Here is a 21205-nt window from a genome sequence, read left to right as displayed (position 1 = left end):
GCAAGACGGACGACCAGCTCAAGAAGAGAACCAGCCCAATTGCGCTTCAGCTATCCGCCCTGTGCTTCCCTATCGCGTCTTTAGAAAAATCCCTGCGAGCGGAGCATATTCAGCCCAAAGCGGACCGGCCCCCTCAGCTCCCTCGAAGCATCGGGCTATTACCGCCTCCCGGCCGCCTGAGGCCATCAGGCTGACCAGCTCTTCTCCGAAGGGATCATCGACGAAGCGTCCATCGGCAAGATGCCAGAGCCAAGCGTCGAACCCTGTTTCAATCGCGCGGCTCTCACGCCCTGCGCCTGACGACTCGCTGGCGGTGTCCAGCCACCGCTGCGGAATCTTCTGCGTGCCGTCCATGGCGATCTGCGCGAGACGGTGGCGCAATGCCGGATCGGCGAAACGAGCCATCAATTCATCGGCATACGCGTCCAGATCCTGGCTTTCGGTCGCCGGGATCGTAGGGGTCGCTTCGCGGCGCATGAGGTGCTCTGCCAACTGGCGCAATGCGGGATCAGCCACCGCCTCATGGACAAATTCGAACCCCGCGCGCAGCCCGCAGTAGGCCAGAAGCGAGTGCGCCCCGTTGAGCATGCGCAGCTTGGCGGTCTCGAAGGGCGCAACATCGTCGACGACCTGGGCGCCGTGGCGCTCCCAGGTTGGGCGGGGACCGGCAAAATCGTTCTCGATCACCCACTGGCTGAACCGTTCGGTGAAGACGGCGCCCTCGTCGTGCAGACCGATCCTGGCCTCCAGATCTTCCAGATCGTCCCGCCCGCTTCGCGGCACGATGCGGTCGACCATCGTCGAGGGCACGCGGCATTCACGGTCGAACCATTCGCGCAGGGCGGGATCCTCCGCTTCCAGCCACTGACGCACCAAGCCTGCCAGCACGCCGCCGTTGTTGGCGAGGTTGTCGCACGGCAGCAATGTCACGCCCGGCAGATCCGCAGTACGCCGCGCGGCCAGTCCCCGAGCCAGAAGCGGATAGAAGCTCTCGCTCGCCCTGGACGGATCGAGCCGGTCGCCTTCCCCCCGCGCGTACCCTTTCTCGGTGACGGTGAATGAGACGATGCGGCAGGCCGGGTCGGCGATCCGGGCAACCACCCGGTCCGACTGCTGGGGCGCGAATAGCACCTCCCGGACCGAGCCGACCAACCGGATAGAAGCGGAATCGCCGCAGCGTTCGGTCAGCGTGAACAACCCTTCTTGCGGATTGAGCTGGTCCGCGACCGCGGTCGAACGGAGCGATACCCCGCAGATGAGCCAGTCGCGCTCGCCCGCGGACAGGGCGAGGTCGGTGTAGCAGGCCTGATGCGCCCGATGAAACGCACCGATGCCGAAATGGACGATCCCGATCGCCTGCCCGTCGCGGTCGTAATTTCCGCGTGCGATCTCAGCCGAAAGACCAGCAGCGGTCTCGGAATTCAGCCTCACAACCGGTAGGCTCGCTTCACGAGATTGTACGCGAGGTCGCGGGCCGTCTCCGCTGCTTCCCAGTCTTCCATGCGATGCTCTGCCACCAGCTGGGCAAGGAAACCGCAATCGATGCGCCGGGCGACATCGTGCCTCGCGGGGATCGAAAGGAAGGCCCGCGTATCATCGTTGAAGCCGACGGTGTTGTAGAAACCCGCAGTCTCGGTCGTCATCAGGCGAAAGCGGCGCATCCCTTCGGGGCTGTCGTGAAACCACCATGCCGGTCCCAGCTTGAGGCAGGGATAATGCCCCGCCAGCGGCGCGAGTTCGCGCGCGTAGCTGCTTTCGTCGAGCGTGAAGAGAATGATCGAGAGATCCGGCTCGTTTCCATACTTTTCCAGCAGCGGGCGCAGCGCTGTCACGTAATCGGTGCGCGTCGGGATATCCGCTCCCTTGTCGCGGCCGAACATATCGAAAAGCTGGCGATTGTGGTTCCGGAACGAACCCGGATGGATCTGCATCACCAGACCGTCGTCGAGGCTCATCCCGGCCATTTCGGTGAGCATCTGGGCGCGGAACTGTTCCGCGTCCGCGGCGCTTGCAGCGCCGTCCTTGACCCGGTCAAAGAGGGCCTCGGCTTCCGCGAATGACAGGTTGGCGGTCGCGGCGCTGGGATGGCCGTGATCGGTCGAAGTCGCGCCCATCGTTGCGAAGAACGCCCGGCGCTTGCGGTGCGCCGCTAGGTACCCCGTCCACGACGAGCAGTCCTCGCCCGTCTGCTCGGAAAACCGCGCGAGGTTGTCGGCGAATCCTTCGAAATCGGGATCGACTACCGGGTCCGGGCGGTAGGCGGTGATTACCCTACCGGTCCAATCGCTATCGCGGATCGCCTGGTGATGCTCGAGCGTGTCGAGCGGGCTTTCGGTGGTTGCCAGCAATTCGATGCCGTATCGTTCGAACAGCGCGCGCGGACGGAACTCCGCGCGCTGCAGCGCCTCGGTGATCGTATCGAAATAGAAGTCGGCGGTTTCCCCATCGAGCCGGACTTCGATGCCGAAGGCCTCGGCGAAAACCCAGTCGAGCCACATCCGGCTCGGCGTCCCACTGAAAAGGTGGAAGTTTTCGGCCAGGATGCGCCAGGCTGCGCGCGGGTCGGCAGGGTGTCCGCCGATACCAAGGTCTTCCAGCCGCACTCCCTGCGAATAGAGCATCCGGAATAGGTAATGATCGGGCACGAGCAGCAATTCGGCGGCATTCCCGAACGCGGCATTGACGGCAAACCATTCGGGATCGGTGTGCCCGTGCGGACTGATGATCGGCAGGTCCGCCACCTCGCGATAGAGTTCGCGCGCGATCGCGCGGGTTGCTGGTTCGGCGGGGAACAGCCGGTCGGGATGCAGATTAAGCGGGCGCGGCATGGCTATTCCTTCACAGGCGGACCGGCAGCGGACGATCGTCTCTCGTTGCCGTTATCCAGCATTTATGGTAACCGGTGTCAAAGACGGGGTTTGCACGGATTCCCGGTCAAATCAACCTTCCGCCAAAAGCGGGGAAACCGGACGTTATGGTCGGATCTGCCTCATCCACCGCGCTGACGGTCGTTTATTGGCTTTGCCATATCGACGACACGGTCGGAATCGCGCTTGAAACTCTGCCGAGCGGGCGCGAAGTGTCCCTTGGCGGACGGTGCGTGACGCTGCGCGAGGCGATCCCGGCCGGACACAAGTTCGCGCTCCTGGACCACTCCGTCGGGGAAGCCGTGGTACGATACGGCGAGCCGATCGGGCTGACAACCGCGGCGGTGGAGGCGGGGCAGCACGTCCATTCGCACAATCTCGCGACCGCGCTTGCCGGCGAGCGCCGTTATGATGCTGGGGCATCATCGCACCCATCGGAAACGGCCCGACCTCTCGGTCAATGGCTTGGCTACCGACGGGCAGACGGGCGCTATGCCACCCGCAACGAAATCTGGCTCCTGCCCACGGTGGGCTGTGTCGCACCGCTCGTCGAGATGGTCGCGCGCGAAGCGCAGGTCCGCCATACGGGCAGGGTGGACGCGATCGTCGGGTTCGGACATCCGCATGGCTGCTCGCAGTTAGGAGATGATCTCGCGGCGACGCGGGCGGCTTTGGCGGCCTTGTGCGACAATCCCAATGCAGGGGGGGTGGTTCTCGTCGGCCTCGGCTGCGAATCGAACCAGCTGGACGATCTCGTCGCCCTTGTGCCTGAACGGAGCCGGGACAAGCTGCGCATCATGCGCGCCCAGGATCCGGGCGACGAGATGGCGCGCGCAATGGCGCTGGTCGACGGGCTGGTCGAGGACGTTTCTGGCTTGCAGCGTGAAAATGCGCCTGCCTCGGCGCTGACGGTAGGCCTCAAGTGCGGAGGATCGGATGCCTTCTCCGGCCTCACCGCGAACCCGCTCCTCGGCCGGTTCAGCGATCAGGTAGCGGCGAGCGGCGGACGGCTCGTCCTGACGGAGATACCAGAGATCTTCGGAGCCGAGGATGCCTTGCTGGCGCGGGCGATATCTCCAGACGTGTTCGACGCTGCCTGCGCCTTGCTCAATCGCTTCAAGCGCTATTTCCTCGACCAGGGCCAGCCAGTGTCGGAAAACCCTTCACCCGGAAACATCGCCGGCGGGATCACCACGCTCGAGGAAAAGTCGCTCGGTGCGGTGCAGAAAGCCGGCAAGGCTCCCCTTGTCGACGTGCTCGACTATGGCCAAGCCGCGAAGGAGCCCGGGGTCACGCTGCTGGAAGCACCGGGCAACGATGCGGTGTCCTCGACCGCGCTGGCTGCTGCGGGAGCGACGATGATCCTGTTCACCACCGGACGCGGTACCCCGCTCGGCTTTCCGGTTCCGACGGTGAAGGTTGCCTCGAACTCGGCCCTCGCCCGGTCCAAGACGGGCTGGATCGATTTCGACGCGGGCCGCGCGCTGACGGAGGGCGCGGAGGCAGTGAGCGCCGAGTTTGCGGACTGCATCCTCGAAATCGCCAGCGGCCGCCTGACCGCCGCAGAGCGCCACGGTCAGCGGGTAATCTCGTTGTGGAAGCGCGGCGTCACGCTCTAGGTCTTACTCGCCGCCCAGGACTCCGGGCAGCCAGAGCGACAACGCGGGAACGTAGCTGACGATCAAGAGCGCCGCGATGAGCGTGAAGTAGAACGGCCAGATCGTGCGGACAAGGGTCGTCACGGGGATCTTGCCGACAGCGGAGCCGACGAAGAGAACCGACCCCACCGGCGGCGTCACCAGGCCGATGCCGAGGTTGAGCATCATGATGATGCCGAAGTGAACCGGATCTACGCCGACGTCCATCGAAACAGGCAGGAAGATCGGCGTGGTGATGACGATCAGCGGTGCCATGTCCATGAATGTGCCAAGCGCGAGCAGCATCAGATTGATGACCAGCAGGGTCAAAATCGGGTTTTCCGTCATGAGCCCGATCAGCGCCCCGAGCGCAGCCGGCACTTCGAGCAGGGCGAGTGCGAATCCGAAGGCAGTCGCCGCGGCGATGATGAACAGGACCATCGAAGCCGTACGCACCGATTTTCCGGCGGCCTCCCATGTGCCGCGCCACCCAAGGCTGCGATAGACGAGGGTGCCGACAATCAGCGTATAGACCACGGCGACCGCAGAGCTCTCGGTGGGGGTGAAGAATCCGCTCAGAATGCCCCCCATGATGATGACTGCGGTCATGAGTCCCGGGAAAGCGTATGCAGCTGCCCGGAAGAACGCCCGCCAGCCCGGAAACTGGCCCATCGGTAGCTTGCGGCGCCGTGCCACCAGCCAAGCCATGAGCATGAGCAGGAACCCTGTAAGCAAACCGGGAAACACGCCGGCCAGGAACAGGTCTCCGATCGAGACGCCGATGCCCGAAGCGGCCGAATAGATGATCATGTTGTGGGATGGAGGGATCAGCAATCCGACGATGGCCGCCGTCGCCGTGACGTTCACCGCGTAGTCGCCGGGATAGCCCTTTTCCTTCATCAGTGGGACCATCGTCGAGCCGATGGCCGATGCGCTGGCGATGGCCGAGCCGGACACCGCGCCAAACATCATCGAAGCGCCGACATCGACGATGCCCAGCCCGCCCCTCACGCGTCCCACGGCGGCATCGGCGACGCGCACCAGGCGCTCGGCAATTCCGGCGCGGTACATGAGGTCGCCCGCGAAGATGAAGAACGGGATCGCCATCAGCGTGAAAACGCTGATCCCCGCGGCAATTCGCTGTACGGCGACGATCGGAGGAATGCCCATCGCGAGGAAGCAGGCGAGCGCCGAGCCGAACAGCGAATAGCCGACCGGTACGCCGAGGACGAGCAAAGCGAGCAGCACGCCGAATAGGACGAGGAGTTCCATCAGGCGATCTCCTCTTCGCCGTGCGGAGTGCCGGGATGGGTCCCGCTACCGATCTGGGGCAACGCGAAAAGGGCCATCAGGAGCCCCGAGACCGGCAGCGGAACATAGGCAACCGACCGGCTGATCCCCAGTGAGGGCACCACGTTCCCGCGCACGAGCCAGCAGAGCTGCAGCCCGTAGACGAGCAGTACCAGCCCGAGCACCGCGACGATTGCCGCGACCAGGCGAATGGCCGGGCGCGCGCGCTCGCCCAGCCTTTCTTCCAGGATCGCGATGCGAATGTGAAACCCTTCGTGCACGCCGGCTGCGGCAGCGAACATGACGTACCAGATCATCAGGATCAGCGAAGCCTGCTCGGTCCACGACGGACTCGAGCTGAGAACGAAGCGTCCAAAGACCTGCCAGGCGATGATAGCTGTCATCGCCAGCAGGCCTGCGGACCCGAAGCCGATCAACCACCGCGAAACCGTGTTTGCCATGCTCATGCCTCGCTCATGGCGAGGATGCGCTCGACCATGGATTTTTGTTGCGGGGTAGTGACGAACTGGTCCCAGACAGGCCGCATCAACGCGGCGAAGGGCGTCTGGTCCACCTCGTTCACGCGGACGGGGGAGCGGGCGATTGTCGCCTGCGCTTCGGCCACGCGCAGGTCCCACAGCCGCCGCATCTCGATTACCGAGGCTTTGGCCGCTTCGCGGACCAGCCCCTGATCGACGCGGGAAAGCTTGTCCCAGCTGATCTTGCTCATGACGAATGCTTCTGGCGTCAGCAGGTGACCGGTAAGGCTGAGGTAGGTCGCGACCTCGTAATGCCGTTCACCCACGAACGTCGGCCAGTTGTTCTCGGCACCGTCGATCACTCCCTGAGCCAGGGACTGATAGATTTCACCGAAAGGGATCGGCACCGCGTTGGCGCCCAGCGCGTTGACCATCGCGATGTACAGGTCCGATGCCGGCACGCGGATCTTGAGGCCCTTCATGTCCAAAGGCGTGCGGATCGGCCGCCGGCCATTGTAGAAATTGCGCGCCCCGGAATCGTAGATGGCAAGGCCGACCAGTCCGTGCGGTTCGAGAGCTGCGAGCACCTCGTCGCCAAGTCCGGAGTCGACCGCGCGGCGCATGTGATCGACCGAATCGAAGACGAACGGCAACGAAAACGGCAGCGTCATGGGTTCAACCGAGTTGAGCGGCGCGAAGTTCACCCGGTTGAAGTCGATCCCCCCGAAACTCGTGATCTCAAGGGTGTCGGTCTCGTTGCCGAGCTGCCCTCCCGCAAATACCTTGATGGCGAGCCGGCCATCGGTTCTATCGGCGAGGTACCGTCCCATGAACTCGACCGCGCGCACGGTCGGATAGTCCGCAGGGTGCGCGTCGGCCCCGGTCAGGCGGTCGGATAGGACCGGCTTGCACGCCGGCAGCGCAGCCGCCGCGCCCAGCGACACCGCACCCCGCATCACCCCGCGCCGCGTTGGACTGAAAACCTTCATGAGGTGCATTGCTCCTACCCGATCCTAGAGCGCGGTGAACCGGAAGTCGCGGAACTTCGCCTCGCCCGGTGCCGCAGCGTAAAGTCCCGGCCGGAGCATCAGGAATCCCCCGCGCACGTTATGGTGATACCCCGATACCTCCATGCCGCGATCGAAACGATGCCAGGTCCGCCCCCCGTCGCCACTGGTATCGTAGGTCACGATATGGCGGTCGTTGGTGACCCGCATGCGCATGCGGGACCCGTGCGGATTGACCGGTCGTCCTCGCTCGATGCCATACTGGTGGGTAACGAAGCGCTCGGCATCGAATCCCAGGCCGCAATAGAGCTTGTCGTCGTAGAACAGGATCAGCCCCGCCCGCCCGCCCGGCTCGATCTCGATATCGCACTCGAACCTGTAGCTACGATCGCCCGCTGTCAGCAACAGCGGGGATCCGCTCGATGGTGCATCGCCCCTGCCCGCTAAATGGAGGACTCCGCCCTCGGTCCTGACCCGAGCTGTCTCTTGGTTCGACGGGCGGAAGAACGCCCACTTGCTGCCAAGCGCGAGCGGACCGGAAAAGTCGTCAGTCAGCTTGAGTCCATGCGGCTGCATTTGGCCGCCGCGGGGCTTGGCTATCGGTCGTGACAGATCGCCTCCCGTCATCTCGAACCAGCCGTCCGCGGTGAAGCGGACCGGGTCCAGAAGACATTGCCGGCCCAGCGTCCAGAACCCGTTCTCGAACCCGTGATAGAGCGACCACCAGCTACCGTCGGGCGCCTCCACAAGTGACGCGTGCCCGCGCGACCACCAGGCCTCGTCGATCGATTGGGTTCGTACGATCGGGTTGCCCGGATGATGCTCCCACGGGCCGTGCAGCGATCGCGACCGGGCAGCGATCACCATGTGCCCCGTGGGCGGCCCTGCGGTGCCGCCAACCGCGGTGATCATGTAGAACCAGTCGCCGATCCGGTGAATCTTGGGACCTTCGGGCGAGAATCCCTCGACGATCCAGTCGGACGGGTAGCGCCATGGATCGTAAACGTGCTCGACTTCACCGGCGAGCGACAGATTGTCGTCCGCCAGTCGCACACGGTCCCCGCCCGAAAGGAACAGCCACTTGCTGCCGTCCTCCGCCACCGCGTGGCAGGGATCGATGTGTTCGTGCAGTCCCAGCGGGACGGGATCGCTCCACGGGCCTTCGATTCGCTCGGCCCAGCTGACGAAGATGTCGTTGCGGGGCTGAGACTTGACGGGAATATAGAGCAGGTATCGGCCGCCGTCCTTGTGCAGGCTGGGAGCCCAGACGGAACCGATGTTGCGATGCAGGGCGGGCTTCAGCGGGCGCCAGTTGACGAGGTCGCGCGAATGCCAGATCGTCAGACCGGGATAGGCGTCGAACGTCGAGAACGTGACGAAATAGTCGGCTCCGTCCTTCAGAATCGCGGGGTCGGGCCGGTCACCCGAAATCACTGGGTTGATGAAGGTGCCATCGCCGAGATCCGGGATGCGCTGGTTGTCGAGCCCGCGCCGAGTGGCGATCCCCGATGGTGTCGTGTCAACCATTCCGGTCAGTGGCATCGAGCGGCATGACGCAAGCGATGTAGCGCCTATCGCGCCCGCTCCGGCAATGAGGGTTCGCCTGGTGCTGCGCATCAGCCCAGCCCGGCTCCGCGAGCCCATGCCCGCCAAAGGTCGGGCCAGACCTCGACCGGCTTTCCGATTGCCTTGCGCAGGCCGAAGCCGTGACCGCCATGCTCGAACAGATGCATTTCGACACGGATGCCCCGTGACTTGAGCGCGGCGTGGAGGAGAACACTGTTTTCGGCCGGCACGACATCGTCGTCCTCTGCATGGAGGATGAAGAACGGAGGCGCATTCACGGGCACGTTATGATGGGGCGAGTGTGCCGCTTCGAGTGCGGCCGACGGATTGGCGCCCAGCAGTCGCTCGCGCGAACCGGCATGCGCAGCCGGCCCGTGCATCGAGACGACCGGATAGATCGGCGCTGCGCATACCGGCTTTGCGCTTAATTCGTCGGCATCGTCGACGGGCGCGTAGGTTGCAGCGGCGAACCGGGTGCCGAGGTCGGCGCACAGATGCCCGCCCGCCGAGAAACCCATCGCCGCCACGCGTTCCGGGTCGATGGCGAACTCGCGATGACGGCTGCGGATCAGCCGGATGGCCCGCTGCGCATCGGACAGCGCCACGTTCGGTCCCGCCGACCAGCCGTCGTAGGGCAGCCGGTAGAACAGCACGAATGCGGTGAAGCCACGCGCCGTGAGCCAACGCGCCATCTCGTAGCCTTCCTTGTCGACCACGACGTGGCGATACCCCCCGCCCGGCATCAGCAGGACCGCCGCTCCGTTGGGACGGTCCGGGCGAAACACCGCCATGCGCGGAACCGATATACCGAGGACCGCGCGGTCGGTGACGAGGCTGTCGGTGGAGCGCTCCTCGACGGTCTCGACGGGACGGCGGGGGGGCATGCCGGGCGCGCCGTTCGGCCAGAGATCGATCGTCTCGACCGGCTGGGGCAGGCCCGGCGGCGATGCGCCCGCGACCGATGGCGGCGGTGCCTGGCCGAAGGCGCGACCCGCCCCGATCAGCGACAGGACCAGGCCCCCGCCCAGGATCGACCTGCGGTCACTCCTCATGCAGGGGCCCTTCATCCTAATGCGACCCGATAGCCGTCAGATCTTCACCCTGACGCCGGCCATGATCACCCGCCCGAAGTGGTTGTTCTCGTACCCGCGGGGCGATGGATCGTTGACGAAGCGCTCGCGGTATTCGTCGGTCAGGTTGGTGCCTTCCAGCGAAACCTCGATCTGCTCGGTCAGCTTGTAGCGCAGCGACGCGTCGACGTTGACCGTGCTCGCATACCCCTCGAAGATGTTGAGGTTACCACTAGTGCTGTCGAGGTATCCGTCGCGATAGGCGACCGATACGCGGGCGGAAAACTTCTCGTCCTCGTAGTAGAGCGTGCCGTTGGCGGCCTTCTTGGCGAGATCGAGCAAAGGCCGGGTAAAGACCGTTGCGGGGCCGGACACCGGATTGCCGCTGCTGTTGAGGGCGGCGGCGGGGGTCGCCAGCGTGTAATCGACGTCGCTGTCGACAAACGTCACGTTGCCGAGGATGCCGAAGCGCGAGAGGAATCCGCTTGCGAACGTGTCGAACGGCAATTGCAGCGATACCTCGACGCCCTTGAGGTTCGCACCCGGGCCGTTGACGCTGGTGCGGAACTCGATCGGAACGCTGGGATTGGTGCCGACCACGATCGCGTTGTGGAGCGGCGTGCCAGGCGTGAGGATCGACGTCGGTAGTCCGCTCTGGGCGTAGGTGCCCTGGAACGAGCTGGAGAGCGGGAAGCTGGCGATGTCCTTCTTGAACAATGCCACTGAAGCCAAGGCGCCCGGAGCGAAATACCATTCGAGCGCGGCATCATAGGCGACGGCCCGGAACGGATTCAGGAACGGGTTACCCGACGTAATGCGGAAGTTGAACTGGTCGACCGAGCCGCCCGGCGTGAGGTTGCCGAGCGAGGGACGGGTCATCACCTCGGCAATCGCGCCGCGCAGGATCAGGCTGTCGGTCAGAAAGAGATTGAGGTTACCCGACGGAAGCCAGTCGTCGTAGCTGCGCTCGACGGTCACTTCGGTACCGCTGTTGAAGCCGGTCGAGCTCTGCTCGGTCCGGACGTAACGCGTGCCGACGTTGCCGGTCACACGCATGCCCAGCAGGTCGTAGGTGTCGAAATTGAACTGCAGGTATCCGCCCTTGGTCTTTTCGGTGACCGAGCGGTCCTCTCCGGTCTGTGATACCGCGGGGCGGCGGTAGAGGCCCACCGCTTCGGCGGCCGGCCCGAGCACCGGCACCAGCCAGCTGTTCGAGTTGCCGGCCGGCTGTCCGGCCCGACCGAGATTGAAAATCTCGGAAATCGCGTCCGTAACCGGCAACCCGGTCTGGCCGGGCGCGCAGGTAAATGCACCGCAATAGGTGCTGTCGCGCCGGAAGCCCTGCGTGTCGTAGTCGTACCTGCGGTAGATGCCCCCCGCAGTCACGTTGAATCCGTCGGAAATGTCCCACTCTGCATCGAGACCGACCGTTTCGAACTTGTTCGTCAGGAAGGAAGGGCGGTCGCGGAACTCAGCCAGTTCGAACTGCGAGGGGGTCGAAGCGCCGCCGGGTCCGAAATTGAGCTGCGGCGTGGCCATCTCCCGGTAGTCGAAGGTATAGCCGTTGATCCGGTCGTCGAACAGGATCGTGGTTTCGAGCGGAATGTCCGCGTCCGAACGTGACTTGCCCCCACGCAGCGTGAGCGACAGCGTGTCGGTCACTTCCTGGTCGAGGCGTGCCGAGACCTGCCAGAACTCGGTTTCGCTTTCGCGAGAATAACGCTCCGTGCGCAGGTAGGCGTTGTTCAGGGTCGCGGCGACGAGGTTGTTGTTCGAATCGATGGTAAAGTTGGTGACGTCGATCGTCCGCTCGTTCGAACGGATGAGGATCTCGCCCCAGAATTCGTCGCGAATTTCCTTGAAGTTCGAATAGAGGCCATCGATTGACAGCTTGGTGCGGTCAGTCGGCGCCCACTGGATCGAGCCGGTAGCGCCCAGCCGTTCGCGATCGTGCGCGACGAGGCCGTAGCGCGGAATTCGCGGATGGAAGGCAAGGCCAACCTGGTTGCAGAGTGCGCTGGGCACGTAGGTCGAGCCGGTGAAACACGATGTGCCATTGACCGATCGGAATGCGCCCTGTGTCCAGCGCACCGTGTTGTTGCCCAGTTCGAACGTATCGTACTTCGAATAGGCGACCGAGGCGGCGACGCCGAACGTCTGGTCGATGTTGGTCCACGATACGAGCCCGGCGAGCCGTGGTCCCACGTCCTTCGACAGGTCGTTGTAGCGCGCCTGCGCAGACGCGACGACGTTGAAGCCGGGGTCATAGGCGAGGGGGTTGCCGGTGTTGAGGTCGACCACCGCGCCGAGGGAACCCTCGTCGAGCGAAGCCTCGGCCGTCTTATGGACGACGATCGAGTTGAACAATTCGGACGCGAAAACGTTGAAATCGAATCCGCGGTCGCGATTGGCGCTCGCCCCGTCGGTGGAGGTCGCGATCGCTTCCATGCCGTTGACGCGCACGCGGGTGAACTGCGCGCCGAGGCCGCGCACGGTGATCGCCCGACCTTCGCCGGCGTCCTTCTGGATCGATATGCCCGGAATGCGCTGGAGCGATTCTGCCAGGTTGGTGTCGGGGAACTTGGCGATGTCCTCGGCGACGATCACATCGACCTGCGAAGCGCTGTTCCTCTTCTGCGCGATCGCGGCATTGAGCGATTCGCGGAAACCCGTGACGACAATGACGTTGTCCTCTGGAGCCGCGCCGTCGACGTCCGCTGCATCCTGCGCCCACGCCGCCTGCGGCACGAGCGCGGCGCCGCCGAGCAAAAGAGCAATCTTCATCTGCGAAACCGTACGCACGTGAGCCATGCAAACCTCCCCTAGTCCTTCTGGGTTGGTGACACCGGTTTCCTAAATTGGCCAAGACATGGCCCTTCAGGCAGCATCCGACTCTCCAACCCGATTTTTGGTAACCGGTGTCATTAATCATTGCCTCAGTCGGTGCGCTCTGTCAAGTTGATGGCAACAAGCATGGGAGAGAGAGCCGGTATGCGCAGCGTCCTGACACGCATCATTCTGATTTTCATGGTGTTTGGTGTGGGAAGTGGCAGCCTCAGAGCCCAACCCGCAGACCCGACCGACGGCGGCCGGGGGGGCAAGATCATCCGAGTCACGACGCTCGCGAAGGATGGCCCGGGTAGCCTCGCCGCCGCATTGGCGATCAAGGGCAAGCGCATAGTGGTGTTCGAGGTCGGCGGCGCGATAGACCTTGAGCGATCGACCCTCACGATCGACCAGCCATTCGTCACGATCGCAGGCCAGACCGCGCCCTCTCCCGGGATCACGATCCTGCGCGGCGGCATCGACGTGAAAACGCACGACGTGAAATTGCAGCACCTGCGGATCATCACCGGTGCCGATGGCCAGGCCAAGCGCAGCGGCTGGGAGGCAGACGCCTTTTCGACCGCTGCCGCCTCCCGCGTGCTGGTCGAGAATTGCACATTCCTGTGGGCGATCGACGAGAACATGTCGGCGTCCGGCCCGCGTTTCACCGGCGAGACCGTGGCCGAATGGCGGAAGGGAACGAGCCACGACATCGTTTTCCGCCTCAATCTCGCGGCGGAGGGCCTGGCCGATTCGAGCCACCCCAAGGGCGAGCACTCGAAGGGATCGCTCGTCCACGACAACGCCACCGGGATCGTCTTCGATCGCAACATCTGGGCGCACAACGTTGAGCGCAGCCCGCTGGTAAAGGGCGGCGCGCAGGTACTGATGGTCAACAATTTGATCTACAACCCGCAACACCGCGCGGTGCACTACAACCTGATGGACCTAGAATGGGCGGGCCACGAGCCGGTCACTGGCGAGATCACCGCGATCGGCAACGTCCTGCGCGGCGGGAACGACACCATTCCCGGCCTGCCATTCCTGATGCTGGGCGGCGTGGGCGACCTTGCTTATTACGGAAAGGACAACCGCGCGGTGGATCGCCACGGCAACCCGTTGCCGATGTTCGGTCGCTATGGCGAGACCGGCGCCCGCCTGATCGAGGCAGATGCGCCGCTGGCTAACGTCGAGGGATACGACATCCTGCCAAGCGGGTCGGTGGAGACGACCTTGCTCGCCACTGCGGGCGCGCGCCCGTGGAACCGGGGGTCCGAAGAAATTCGGGTGCTGTTCTTCATCGCCGAAGGCCGCGGCGAAATCATCGACGACGAAAGCGAAGTCGGCGGGTATCCGGAGATCGAGGCGAGTTCGGCCCGCTTCGTGGAAGCCGATTGGGACGTCGCCAGGATGACTCCACGATCGGGCGTTTATCCTGGTCAGAAGCCCGGTGCACAGGAACACCTGTCGCCCCGCGATCGCGCGATGCGAAGCGGAGGACGCTGAGATGATCTGGCCCTTGCTCCTGCTGATGCAGGCACCACCCATGGTCGTGATCGACGAGCAGGACACGATGGTGCGCGAAGCCCCGCCCCACGGCGCACTGGGGATGTCGACGGCCTATCGCATCAGCGACGCGGCCCCCCAGCCGCGCACAATGGAGTTCCGCCGCCGCGTGCTCGATGTTGGCGCGGCGATCGGTGAACATCCGATTGCCCACGACGAGGTGTATTACGTCACCGCGGGCGCGGGCGTGGTGGTATCAGATGGCGTGGAAGCGGAATTGTCCGCGGGCATGGCCGCCTATCTCTACACCGGTGCAATTGTCGGTATCCGGCAAGTGGGAACAGAGCCCCTGTCTATAATCATAGCCTACCCCGTGACTGCCAAACCGGGGACCTAAGGCCGACGACGCTAGCTGCCCGGCTGAATGTAGGGTGCCCTGGACCAGAGCTGGCGCTGCCACCCGCGCGGATCGTTCTCGACCGCGATGCGGTCCTCCGCGACCATCAGGGTGGCGCGTTCGGGCAGCCGATAGGGCCGCCAGTCCGGCAGTCCCGGCACGCCGTGGCGGGCGAGCCCGGCGAACGCCCCCATCATCGCGCTGCTGATCTCGCGGGCGCGTTGGCCGGTTCCCGAGAAGCTACCCTCGGCATCGAGCGTGCCGAACACGTACGGCAGGTCGTCGGTGTGCGCTGCGCCCCGGTTCGGGTCGATCGGGCTTTCCCGATCGAGTTGATAGACCCATGTCTTCTCGGCGCCTGCCTTTGCCCGCTCGTCCGCCTCGATCAGTTGTCCCGGCCAGCTTCGCCCGTCGGTCGAGGCTGCGTAGAACACCTCCTCGGCGGTCCAGCCGGGAAAACGCGCCCGGTACTGGTCGACCACCCACTGGGGATTCAGGTCGATGCGGATCTGCGGACCGAGCCGGTCGGCGATGTTCGTCCAGTCGAGTCCCGTAACGACCGGTCCCGTCGGACTTATGAACGCGCGAGTTTCGTCGGTCGTATTGCCGAGGATCATCGGTATGTGACGCGACTGCGGAGCAGCGTCGGGCCAGAACGGATGGCGTCGCAGGTTCGTCATGTCGAGAGTGGGTCCGAAGTAGATCCCACCGCCGAGCAGCGGATCGCGCGCTTCAAGGCCGTCGAGGAGGCGTTCGGCGGGCAGCCCAAGCAGGCTCTCCACATCGCCGCCCGCGAGCCCGATGTGCTCCATGAACGCCTTCGTTCGCTTCCACGCGTTGCCGGGACCCTGCGCCGTCACCTGCTGCCCGCTCATCGTCGCGGCAGAGGCAAACAGGCCCTCGGCAGCGGGCATTGCCATGAGGGTAGCGATCTTCGCCCCTCCGCCCGACTGGCCGAAGACCATCACCCGCGCCGGGTCGCCGCCGAACGCCCCGATGTGATCGCGGATCCATTCAAGCGCGCAGACCAGGTCGAGCTGGCCCAGGTTGCCGCTGTCGCGGAAGCGCTCTCCGAATGGAGCCAACCAGCCGTAGCCGAAGACGTTGAGGCGGTGGTTGACCGTCACCACCACGACATCCTCCCGCGCAGCGAGATGGGGGCCGTGCGTCACCGGATCGGTGACCGAGCCCCAGTTGTATGCCCCGCCGTGAAAGTAGACCATCACCGGGCGCGCGGCACCGGCGCGGGCTTCGGGCGTCCAGATGTTGAGGAACAGGCAATCCTCGCTGATGTCTGGCGTGATCGGCCGCACTTGGGGGGCCAGCGGACCGAACCGATCCGCCCGCGTGCTTGCTGTCGGCAGCGGCTCGCGCACGGGTGGAGCGAAACGAGCGGCGCGAGCATATCGAATGCCCAGGAACGCGGGCGTACCCCGGTCGACGATTCCGAGCCAGGACAGCGCGCGCGGTTCGCGGGTCCGGGCTGCGAGCGGAACCGAAAGCGCCAGGCCCGCGCTGGCGCTTCCGGTCAGAAGCGAGCGGCGGGAAATACGGTCAGCGGCTGACATCGGATCCGGCCGGATCGAATGCCTCGAGTTCGCCGCGCGTCACGCAGATCGAATCGCCGCCGATGCCGTGCTTCATTACCGCCAGCGCCAGGCCGGTCGTCGCCATGCTCTCCGCGCTACCCCCTGCGATCCAGCGCGAGAGCACCCCCGCTGCGAAGGCGTCGCCGGTCCCGATGCGATCCACCACCGGGTCGATGCGAACCTCTTCCGTTTGCCATTGCTCGTTACGCAGGTCGACGCGGCCCGCCAGCCTCTGGGCCGTCGAGCTGTCGACATGACGCGCGGTCGAGGCGATCACCTGCAGCCGGGGGAACGCCTTGAAGGCTGCTTCCGCTGCCTCGCGTCGCCGATCGGGGCCGTCACCTGAAAACGTCTTGCCGAGCAGCAGCGAAATATCGCGATGGTTGCCGACGAGGACGGTCGCTTCGCCCACCAGGCGCGAGAGGATCTCGCGCGGATTGCTGTCCCACGCGTCCCACAGGTTGGCCCGGTAGTTGCCGTCGAAGCACACCGGCACTTCGGCGTTCCGGGCGGCTGCGACGGCCGCAAGGGCCAGCTCGGATCCCGAAGGGCCAAGCGCCGGCGTGATGCCCGACACGTGCAGCAGGCCAGCCCCTTCGAGTGCATGGGCAAAATCGATGTCGGAAGCGTTTGTGGCGGCGAAGGCGCTTCCCGCGCGGTCATAGGTAACACGCCCGCCGATCGGGCCTGACGGCTGTTCAAAGAAGTAAAGGCCAAGTCGCCCCTCGCCCTTGCGGATGAACCGGGTATCGACGCCTGCCTCTCCAAGCGCCGCGATCGCCCGTCGCCCAAGGGGATTGTCCGGCACGACCGTGAGCATTCGGGTGGAACACCCCAGTCCTGCGAGCGCGACGGCGACGTTCGCCTCCGCCCCGCCGACGGCAAGGTTGAGCGCGCCGGTTCTAGCCAGCGGAACGGCAGGGGGCGGCGAAAGACGCATCAGCATCTCTCCGAAGCAGACGACCGGACCCAGCCCCCTCGCCGCGCTCATCGCGCAAGCCACCCACCGTCGACAGCCAGGATGTGACCCTGGACGTAATCGGCCGCCCGGCTGGCGAGAAACACCGCGGCGCCGCCGATGTCCGCCGGGTCGCCCCAGCGGCCTTCGGGGATGCGCTCCATAATCTGGCGGTTGCGGTTCTCGTCGGCCTGCAACGCGGCCGTGTTGTTGGTCGCAATGTAGCCCGGCGCAATGGCATTGACGTTGATGCCCTTCGCGGCCCATTCGTTGGCGAGGAGCTTGGTCAGGCCTCCTACGCCGCTCTTTGATGCGGTGTAGCTTGGCACGCGGATGCCGCCTTGGAAGGTGAGCATCGATGCAATGTTGACGATCTTGCCTCGCTCGCCCGACTGGCTGGCCCAGCCGACCATGTGGCGTCCGACCGCCTGCGTCAGGAAGAACAGGACCTTGAGGTTCGTATCGACGACCGCGTCCCAGTCCTCCTCCGAAAAGTCGAGCGCGTCCTCGCGCCGGATGATCCCGGCGTTGTTGACGAGGATGTCGATTCTCCCGAGCTCATCGATCGCCTGCGCGACGACGTCCCCTGTGTGAGCTATGGAGGACAGGTCAGCGCGTATCTGGACGGCCTTGCGCCCCTCGCCTTCGATCAGCGCCTGCGTTTCGCTCGCGGTGCTGCGTCCGACGAGAGCGACATCGGCACCTGCCCGCGCCAGGGCAACGGCGATGCCCTGTCCGATGCCGGTGTTCGCGCCAGTCACGACCGCCTTGCGTCCGCTCAGGTCGAATGGATTGCCCGCCATGCCGGCCTCCCCTCGCGATCCGCTCACAACGAGCGCAGGTAGTCGCTGATAGCCGCGTCCTGCGAGTTGGCATAGAAGAGCTCGGAGAACTTCTCTCCCGCGATTGCCGACCGCAGCAGGTCCTGGTCTACGTTCTTGAGAACCGTGAGCATATCCTGGCAGGCAGCCGCCTTGAAATCCTTGAGGATTCCGCGGTTCGTGCGCATGATCTCGGCACGCTCCTTGGGGTAGCCCGCGCCGCCCTCGTTCTCGAAGATCTTGCGATAGCAGTCCTGCAGGTTGAGCTCGGCCGCCCAACCGAAGCCCTTGGCATAGGGCATCGACATGCAATTGCCATCGTTGATCTGGCTGAAAAGGAATGCATCGGTGGGATCGATGACGAGGCCGCAGAAAACGCCGGGCATCGAATTGCACGCGAGCATGGAACCCATGCCGGTGCCGCAACCAGTGACCACGAAATCGGCCGCTCCGGAATTCAGCAGAATCCCGGCCAGCAGGCCGTTCATGACGTAGGTCAGCTGCGCCCCGTCCTCGGCGGTATACATGCCGTAATGGTGCACCTCGTGCCCAAGGGGCTCGGCCACCGCGGTGAGAGCGTCGTGAATGGTGGTGCTCTTAGCGGCCTGGCTGTTCTCTATGACAAGTGCGATCTTCATCGTGCCTCTCTTCGGCTCGGCGAGCCCTTTTCGTTGGATTGGCCTCAGGGCATAAGCGCCCTTAGGAAACCGGTGTCATAAATCGTTCTGCGGCAAAGTCCGGCAAATTTCAACCTTCCTGTTCAGCTTCCGCCGGACGACGGCGGCGCGACCGACAATCGTTTGATCAATTGGGCGGGAAAACGGGAGTCCTGCGCCGCCTCGTCGGCCGGAGCGACCAGCTTGAGTGCTGCCGCCTTGCCCATCTCCCGGATCGGCCATCCGACCGTGGTCATCGGCGGCCAGATATGCGCGGCGATCGGCGAATCGTCGAAGCCGATGATCGACAGATCACCGGGGACTTCGATGCCGCGTTGACGAGCAGCATGCAGCGCTCCGGCGGCCATTTCGTCGTTGCTGCAGAAGATCGCGGTCGGCGGTACCGGGCGGTCGAGCAACCGGCCCGCCGCGGTCAGCCCCGAATCGAAGCGGTAGGTCCCTTGCCCGATGGCATCGGGGGGAACCGACAGCCCGTGCTTTTTCATCGCCGCCATGAACCCTTCGGCGCGCTCGGAAGCGGAGCGGAAGCCGTCGGGCCCCTTTATGATACCGATCCGGCGGTGACCCATCTCGACCAGGTAATCGACCGCGCTCTCGACCACCTCGCGGTCGTTGGAGGCGACCACGTGCTCCTCGTCATCCAGCATTGCCGAGCCCATGCGCACGTACCCGCATCCCATCTCGCGGCACAGTGCGGCGAGATCATCGTTTTCCGAGATCGGCGGCAGGATCAGCACACCGTAAAGGCGCTGCTGCTCGAGGAAGTGACGGATGTCGTCGAGCATGTGCGGGGAATGACGATCCACCGGTCGCACGACCAGCGCGAACTCGGTCGCCTTGATGGCGTTGAGCACCCCCTCCTGGAAATTCAACACGGTCTGCGCGTTGGGATTGTCGTGTAGCAGGCCGAGCAGGAAGTTCCGCCGCAACGCCAGCGCTCTTGCCTGAGGATTGGGCACGTAGCCCAAGTCCGCGATGACCGCCTCGATCCTCTCACGCGTATCCTTCTTGATCAGCGCCGACCGGTTGATAACCCGGCTGACGGTCTTTTTCGACACGCCGGCCGCGCGGGCCACGTCGTTGATCGTTGGTGTTCTGTTCGATCTGGCCATGGCGATTCCTCGCACTGCTGGCAGGAATGCCGGCATCCTGCAATCGGTCTCTCCGCGAAATCCTGAAGCGATTGCGCCCGCTACCGTTCGTGGAATTTCCTTTTTGACACCGGTTTCCTTTTTCGTCAAAATTGCCTTTGGCAGCAAGCAATGGGGATGGACCAGAGTGACAGTTCAAGAGTGCGCGATCGCGCAGGCGTTCGTCGAAGCGCGGCGCAAGGGAACGGCACTCGCCCGCTATCCGGGCAACCGTCCTGAGAGTCTCGCCGCCGCCTACGAGATCCAGGATCGCGCGCTTTCGATATGGGACCGCGCGATCGGCGGCTGGAAGGTGGGCAAGATCAACCCGCCTGACGACGCGCGCCTCGGCGCCAATCGCCTCGCCGGACCGGTGTTCGCGGACCTCATCAATTGGAGCGGCGACGCACCCAGCCGGTTCGACATCTTCCGCGGGGGGTTCGCCGCTGTCGAAGCCGAGTTCATGTTGCGGGTGGGGCCGACCGGCGGGCCGCTGCCCACGAACCGAAAAGACGCAGCCCGATGGATTGATGAAATCCGCATCGGCATCGAGGTCGCCTCGTCTCCCTATGCGGCGATCAATGCCGATGGACCGTGCGTGACCATTTCTGACCACGGCAATAACGCCGGCCTTCTTTTGGGACCGAAGGTGCCACACGACCTCTGGGCGGACCTCGACCAGATAGAGGTCTCGATGGAAATCGACGGTGCGATCGTGGGCCAGGCAACCACTGCGACGATGCTCGATGGTCCGTTTGGCGCAGCTGCGTTCCTCTTCGAAAACTTGCTGGAGCGTGGGATCACGCCGCAGGCAGGTTGGTGGATCTCCAGCGGGGCGATCACGGGTGTTCATCCCGTCTCCGTTGGACAAGTCGCTCGCGCACGCTTTGGTGGGGTCGGAGAAATGGCAGCCTGCATTGACCATTCATGACCAGATACTTCGGGCGGAGTAGAGGATCGTATTCAAATCGTAATTAGCCTCGATATCAGAATAATCCGCGAGCCTCTTTGGCCCCGCTAGCCGTGAAGCCTCGTCCTTCGCCAGATTTCTTGACTTGAAAGATCGCGACCAGATTACAGTTGTATTAGAACTACACCCCCCGGTCGGGAGGCAGGCCGGCGAAAATTGGGCCTTTGGGTTGCAGTACCCTGCTGGGCGCTAGAACCGCCGAAGGCGCGGTCCAGCTCTAAACTTTGGAGTCCTGGCTTCGCGCCGTTAGTATAGATGAGAACGCATAGCTCGCCACGGTGGGCGAGTATCCTATCACGGTCGCGCGGAGCGGACTGCTTGCGATGTCAATCGGCTAACGCCGTGGCACCCTAGTCTCAAAAGCAGGCGTTTTGCGGTCACCTTGATCGGGGTCTCGGGCAGAAAAGGGTCCCGG

The 21205-nt window shown here is 64.5% G+C and carries 17 protein-coding genes; 4 read left to right on the top strand and 13 right to left on the bottom strand.

Annotation, left to right across the window (positions count from 1 at the left end; genetic code table 11):
* Positions 1-69: 69 nt before the first annotated feature.
* Positions 70-1431 carry a mannitol dehydrogenase family protein gene (locus ACPV3N_RS10455; protein WP_440117324.1) on the bottom strand — a complete coding sequence of 454 codons (1362 nt, stop codon included), beginning with the start codon at positions 1429-1431 and terminating at the stop codon, positions 70-72.
* Entirely contained in the window at positions 1428-2828 is a 1401-nt protein-coding gene (uxaC, locus tag ACPV3N_RS10450) for a glucuronate isomerase (RefSeq protein ID WP_440117322.1), read from the bottom strand. The genes ACPV3N_RS10455 and uxaC overlap by 4 nt, the downstream gene beginning before the upstream one ends.
* Before the next feature lie 146 nt (positions 2829-2974).
* Between uxaC and ACPV3N_RS10445 the strand changes: the two genes are divergently transcribed.
* Positions 2975-4486, top strand: a complete 1512-nt coding sequence (locus ACPV3N_RS10445) for a UxaA family hydrolase (protein ID WP_440117318.1) — start codon at positions 2975-2977, stop codon at positions 4484-4486.
* A 3-nt stretch (positions 4487-4489) separates the two neighbouring features.
* On the opposite strand, the gene ACPV3N_RS10440 is transcribed toward ACPV3N_RS10445, so the two are convergent.
* The 6 genes from ACPV3N_RS10440 to ACPV3N_RS10415 form a co-directional block, all read right to left on the bottom strand.
* Positions 4490-5776: a TRAP transporter large permease gene (locus ACPV3N_RS10440; RefSeq protein WP_440117316.1), complete on the bottom strand. Its 1287-nt coding sequence runs from the start codon at positions 5774-5776 to the stop codon at positions 4490-4492.
* Positions 5776-6255, bottom strand: coding sequence for a TRAP transporter small permease (locus ACPV3N_RS10435; protein ID WP_440117314.1), 480 nt, complete (start codon positions 6253-6255; stop codon positions 5776-5778). The genes ACPV3N_RS10440 and ACPV3N_RS10435 overlap by 1 nt, the downstream gene beginning before the upstream one ends.
* Before the next feature lie 2 nt (positions 6256-6257).
* Complete coding sequence (locus ACPV3N_RS10430; protein WP_440117312.1) at positions 6258-7262, bottom strand: TRAP transporter substrate-binding protein; 1005 nt, start codon at positions 7260-7262, stop codon at positions 6258-6260.
* Between the two features lie 24 nt (positions 7263-7286).
* The gene (locus tag ACPV3N_RS10425) at positions 7287-8807 is read right to left on the bottom strand and encodes a family 43 glycosylhydrolase (protein ID WP_440117310.1); all 1521 of its coding nucleotides are present in this window, start codon (positions 8805-8807) and stop codon (positions 7287-7289) included.
* An 89-nt stretch (positions 8808-8896) separates the two neighbouring features.
* Positions 8897-9898 carry an alpha/beta hydrolase gene (locus tag ACPV3N_RS10420; protein ID WP_440117308.1) on the bottom strand — a complete coding sequence of 334 codons (1002 nt, stop codon included), beginning with the start codon at positions 9896-9898 and terminating at the stop codon, positions 8897-8899.
* A 36-nt stretch (positions 9899-9934) separates the two neighbouring features.
* Positions 9935-12727: a TonB-dependent receptor gene (locus ACPV3N_RS10415; RefSeq protein ID WP_440117306.1), complete on the bottom strand. Its 2793-nt coding sequence runs from the start codon at positions 12725-12727 to the stop codon at positions 9935-9937.
* Between the two features lie 216 nt (positions 12728-12943).
* Here ACPV3N_RS10415 and ACPV3N_RS10410 point away from each other — a divergent pair, with 216 nt between their 5' ends.
* Both ACPV3N_RS10410 and ACPV3N_RS10405 read left to right on the top strand, forming a co-directional pair.
* Positions 12944-14248, top strand: a complete 1305-nt coding sequence (locus tag ACPV3N_RS10410) for a pectate lyase (protein WP_440117533.1) — start codon at positions 12944-12946, stop codon at positions 14246-14248.
* A gap of 1 nt (position 14249) precedes the next feature.
* On the top strand, positions 14250-14645 hold the full coding sequence (locus ACPV3N_RS10405) for a cupin domain-containing protein (protein WP_440117304.1): 396 nt from the start codon (positions 14250-14252) through the stop codon (positions 14643-14645).
* Between the two features lie 11 nt (positions 14646-14656).
* Here the strand turns inward: ACPV3N_RS10405 and ACPV3N_RS10400 are convergent, their stop codons facing one another.
* From ACPV3N_RS10400 to ACPV3N_RS10380, 5 genes are all read right to left on the bottom strand, one after another.
* The gene (locus tag ACPV3N_RS10400) at positions 14657-16213 is read right to left on the bottom strand and encodes a carboxylesterase/lipase family protein (RefSeq protein ID WP_440117302.1); all 1557 of its coding nucleotides are present in this window, start codon (positions 16211-16213) and stop codon (positions 14657-14659) included.
* On the bottom strand, positions 16200-17225 hold the full coding sequence (locus ACPV3N_RS10395; RefSeq protein ID WP_440117300.1) for a sugar kinase: 1026 nt from the start codon (positions 17223-17225) through the stop codon (positions 16200-16202). Before ACPV3N_RS10395 ends, ACPV3N_RS10400 begins: the two co-directional genes overlap by 14 nt.
* On the bottom strand, positions 17222-17995 hold the full coding sequence (gene kduD, locus ACPV3N_RS10390; RefSeq protein ID WP_440117298.1) for a 2-dehydro-3-deoxy-D-gluconate 5-dehydrogenase KduD: 774 nt from the start codon (positions 17993-17995) through the stop codon (positions 17222-17224). Before kduD ends, ACPV3N_RS10395 begins: the two co-directional genes overlap by 4 nt.
* 23 nt (positions 17996-18018) lie before the next feature.
* Complete coding sequence (locus ACPV3N_RS10385; protein WP_440117296.1) at positions 18019-18651, bottom strand: RpiB/LacA/LacB family sugar-phosphate isomerase; 633 nt, start codon at positions 18649-18651, stop codon at positions 18019-18021.
* A gap of 122 nt (positions 18652-18773) precedes the next feature.
* Positions 18774-19802, bottom strand: a complete 1029-nt coding sequence (locus tag ACPV3N_RS10380) for a LacI family DNA-binding transcriptional regulator (protein WP_440117294.1) — start codon at positions 19800-19802, stop codon at positions 18774-18776.
* Between ACPV3N_RS10380 and ACPV3N_RS10375 the strand changes: the two genes are divergently transcribed.
* The gene (locus ACPV3N_RS10375) at positions 19717-20751 is read left to right on the top strand and encodes a 2-keto-4-pentenoate hydratase (RefSeq protein WP_440117537.1); all 1035 of its coding nucleotides are present in this window, start codon (positions 19717-19719) and stop codon (positions 20749-20751) included. The two genes, ACPV3N_RS10380 and ACPV3N_RS10375, sit on opposite strands and share 86 nt — an antisense overlap.
* Positions 20752-21205 lie beyond the last annotated feature (454 nt).

The organism is Tsuneonella sediminis (assembly GCF_051912845.1).
Taxonomy (GTDB): domain Bacteria; phylum Pseudomonadota; class Alphaproteobacteria; order Sphingomonadales; family Sphingomonadaceae; genus Tsuneonella; species Tsuneonella sediminis.
Note: the sequence above shows the minus strand (reverse complement) of the source record. Positions and strands in the feature narration are given on the sequence as shown.

Bases quoted from the DNA above. Each gene is read 5' to 3' on its own strand.
- uxaC (WP_440117322.1), bottom strand. From the start codon at position 2,828: ATGCCGCGCCCGCTTAATCTGCATCCCGACCGGCTGTTCCCCGCCGAA.
- ACPV3N_RS10445 (WP_440117318.1), top strand. From the start codon at position 2,975: ATGGTCGGATCTGCCTCATCCACCGCGCTGACGGTCGTTTATTGGCTT.
- ACPV3N_RS10440 (WP_440117316.1), bottom strand. From the start codon at position 5,776: ATGGAACTCCTCGTCCTATTCGGCGTGCTGCTCGCTTTGCTCGTCCTC.
- ACPV3N_RS10435 (WP_440117314.1), bottom strand. From the start codon at position 6,255: ATGGCAAACACGGTTTCGCGGTGGTTGATCGGCTTCGGGTCCGCAGGC.
- ACPV3N_RS10430 (WP_440117312.1), bottom strand. From the start codon at position 7,262: ATGAAGGTTTTCAGTCCAACGCGGCGCGGGGTGATGCGGGGTGCGGTG.
- ACPV3N_RS10425 (WP_440117310.1), bottom strand. From the start codon at position 8,807: ATGGTTGACACGACACCATCGGGGATCGCCACTCGGCGCGGGCTCGAC.
- ACPV3N_RS10420 (WP_440117308.1), bottom strand. From the start codon at position 9,898: ATGAGGAGTGACCGCAGGTCGATCCTGGGCGGGGGCCTGGTCCTGTCG.
- ACPV3N_RS10415 (WP_440117306.1), bottom strand. From the start codon at position 12,727: ATGGCTCACGTGCGTACGGTTTCGCAGATGAAGATTGCTCTTTTGCTC.
- ACPV3N_RS10410 (WP_440117533.1), top strand. From the start codon at position 12,944: ATGGTGTTTGGTGTGGGAAGTGGCAGCCTCAGAGCCCAACCCGCAGAC.
- ACPV3N_RS10405 (WP_440117304.1), top strand. From the start codon at position 14,250: ATGATCTGGCCCTTGCTCCTGCTGATGCAGGCACCACCCATGGTCGTG.
- ACPV3N_RS10400 (WP_440117302.1), bottom strand. From the start codon at position 16,213: ATGTCAGCCGCTGACCGTATTTCCCGCCGCTCGCTTCTGACCGGAAGC.
- ACPV3N_RS10395 (WP_440117300.1), bottom strand. From the start codon at position 17,225: ATGAGCGCGGCGAGGGGGCTGGGTCCGGTCGTCTGCTTCGGAGAGATG.
- kduD (WP_440117298.1), bottom strand. From the start codon at position 17,995: ATGGCGGGCAATCCATTCGACCTGAGCGGACGCAAGGCGGTCGTGACT.
- ACPV3N_RS10385 (WP_440117296.1), bottom strand. From the start codon at position 18,651: ATGAAGATCGCACTTGTCATAGAGAACAGCCAGGCCGCTAAGAGCACC.
- ACPV3N_RS10380 (WP_440117294.1), bottom strand. From the start codon at position 19,802: ATGGCCAGATCGAACAGAACACCAACGATCAACGACGTGGCCCGCGCG.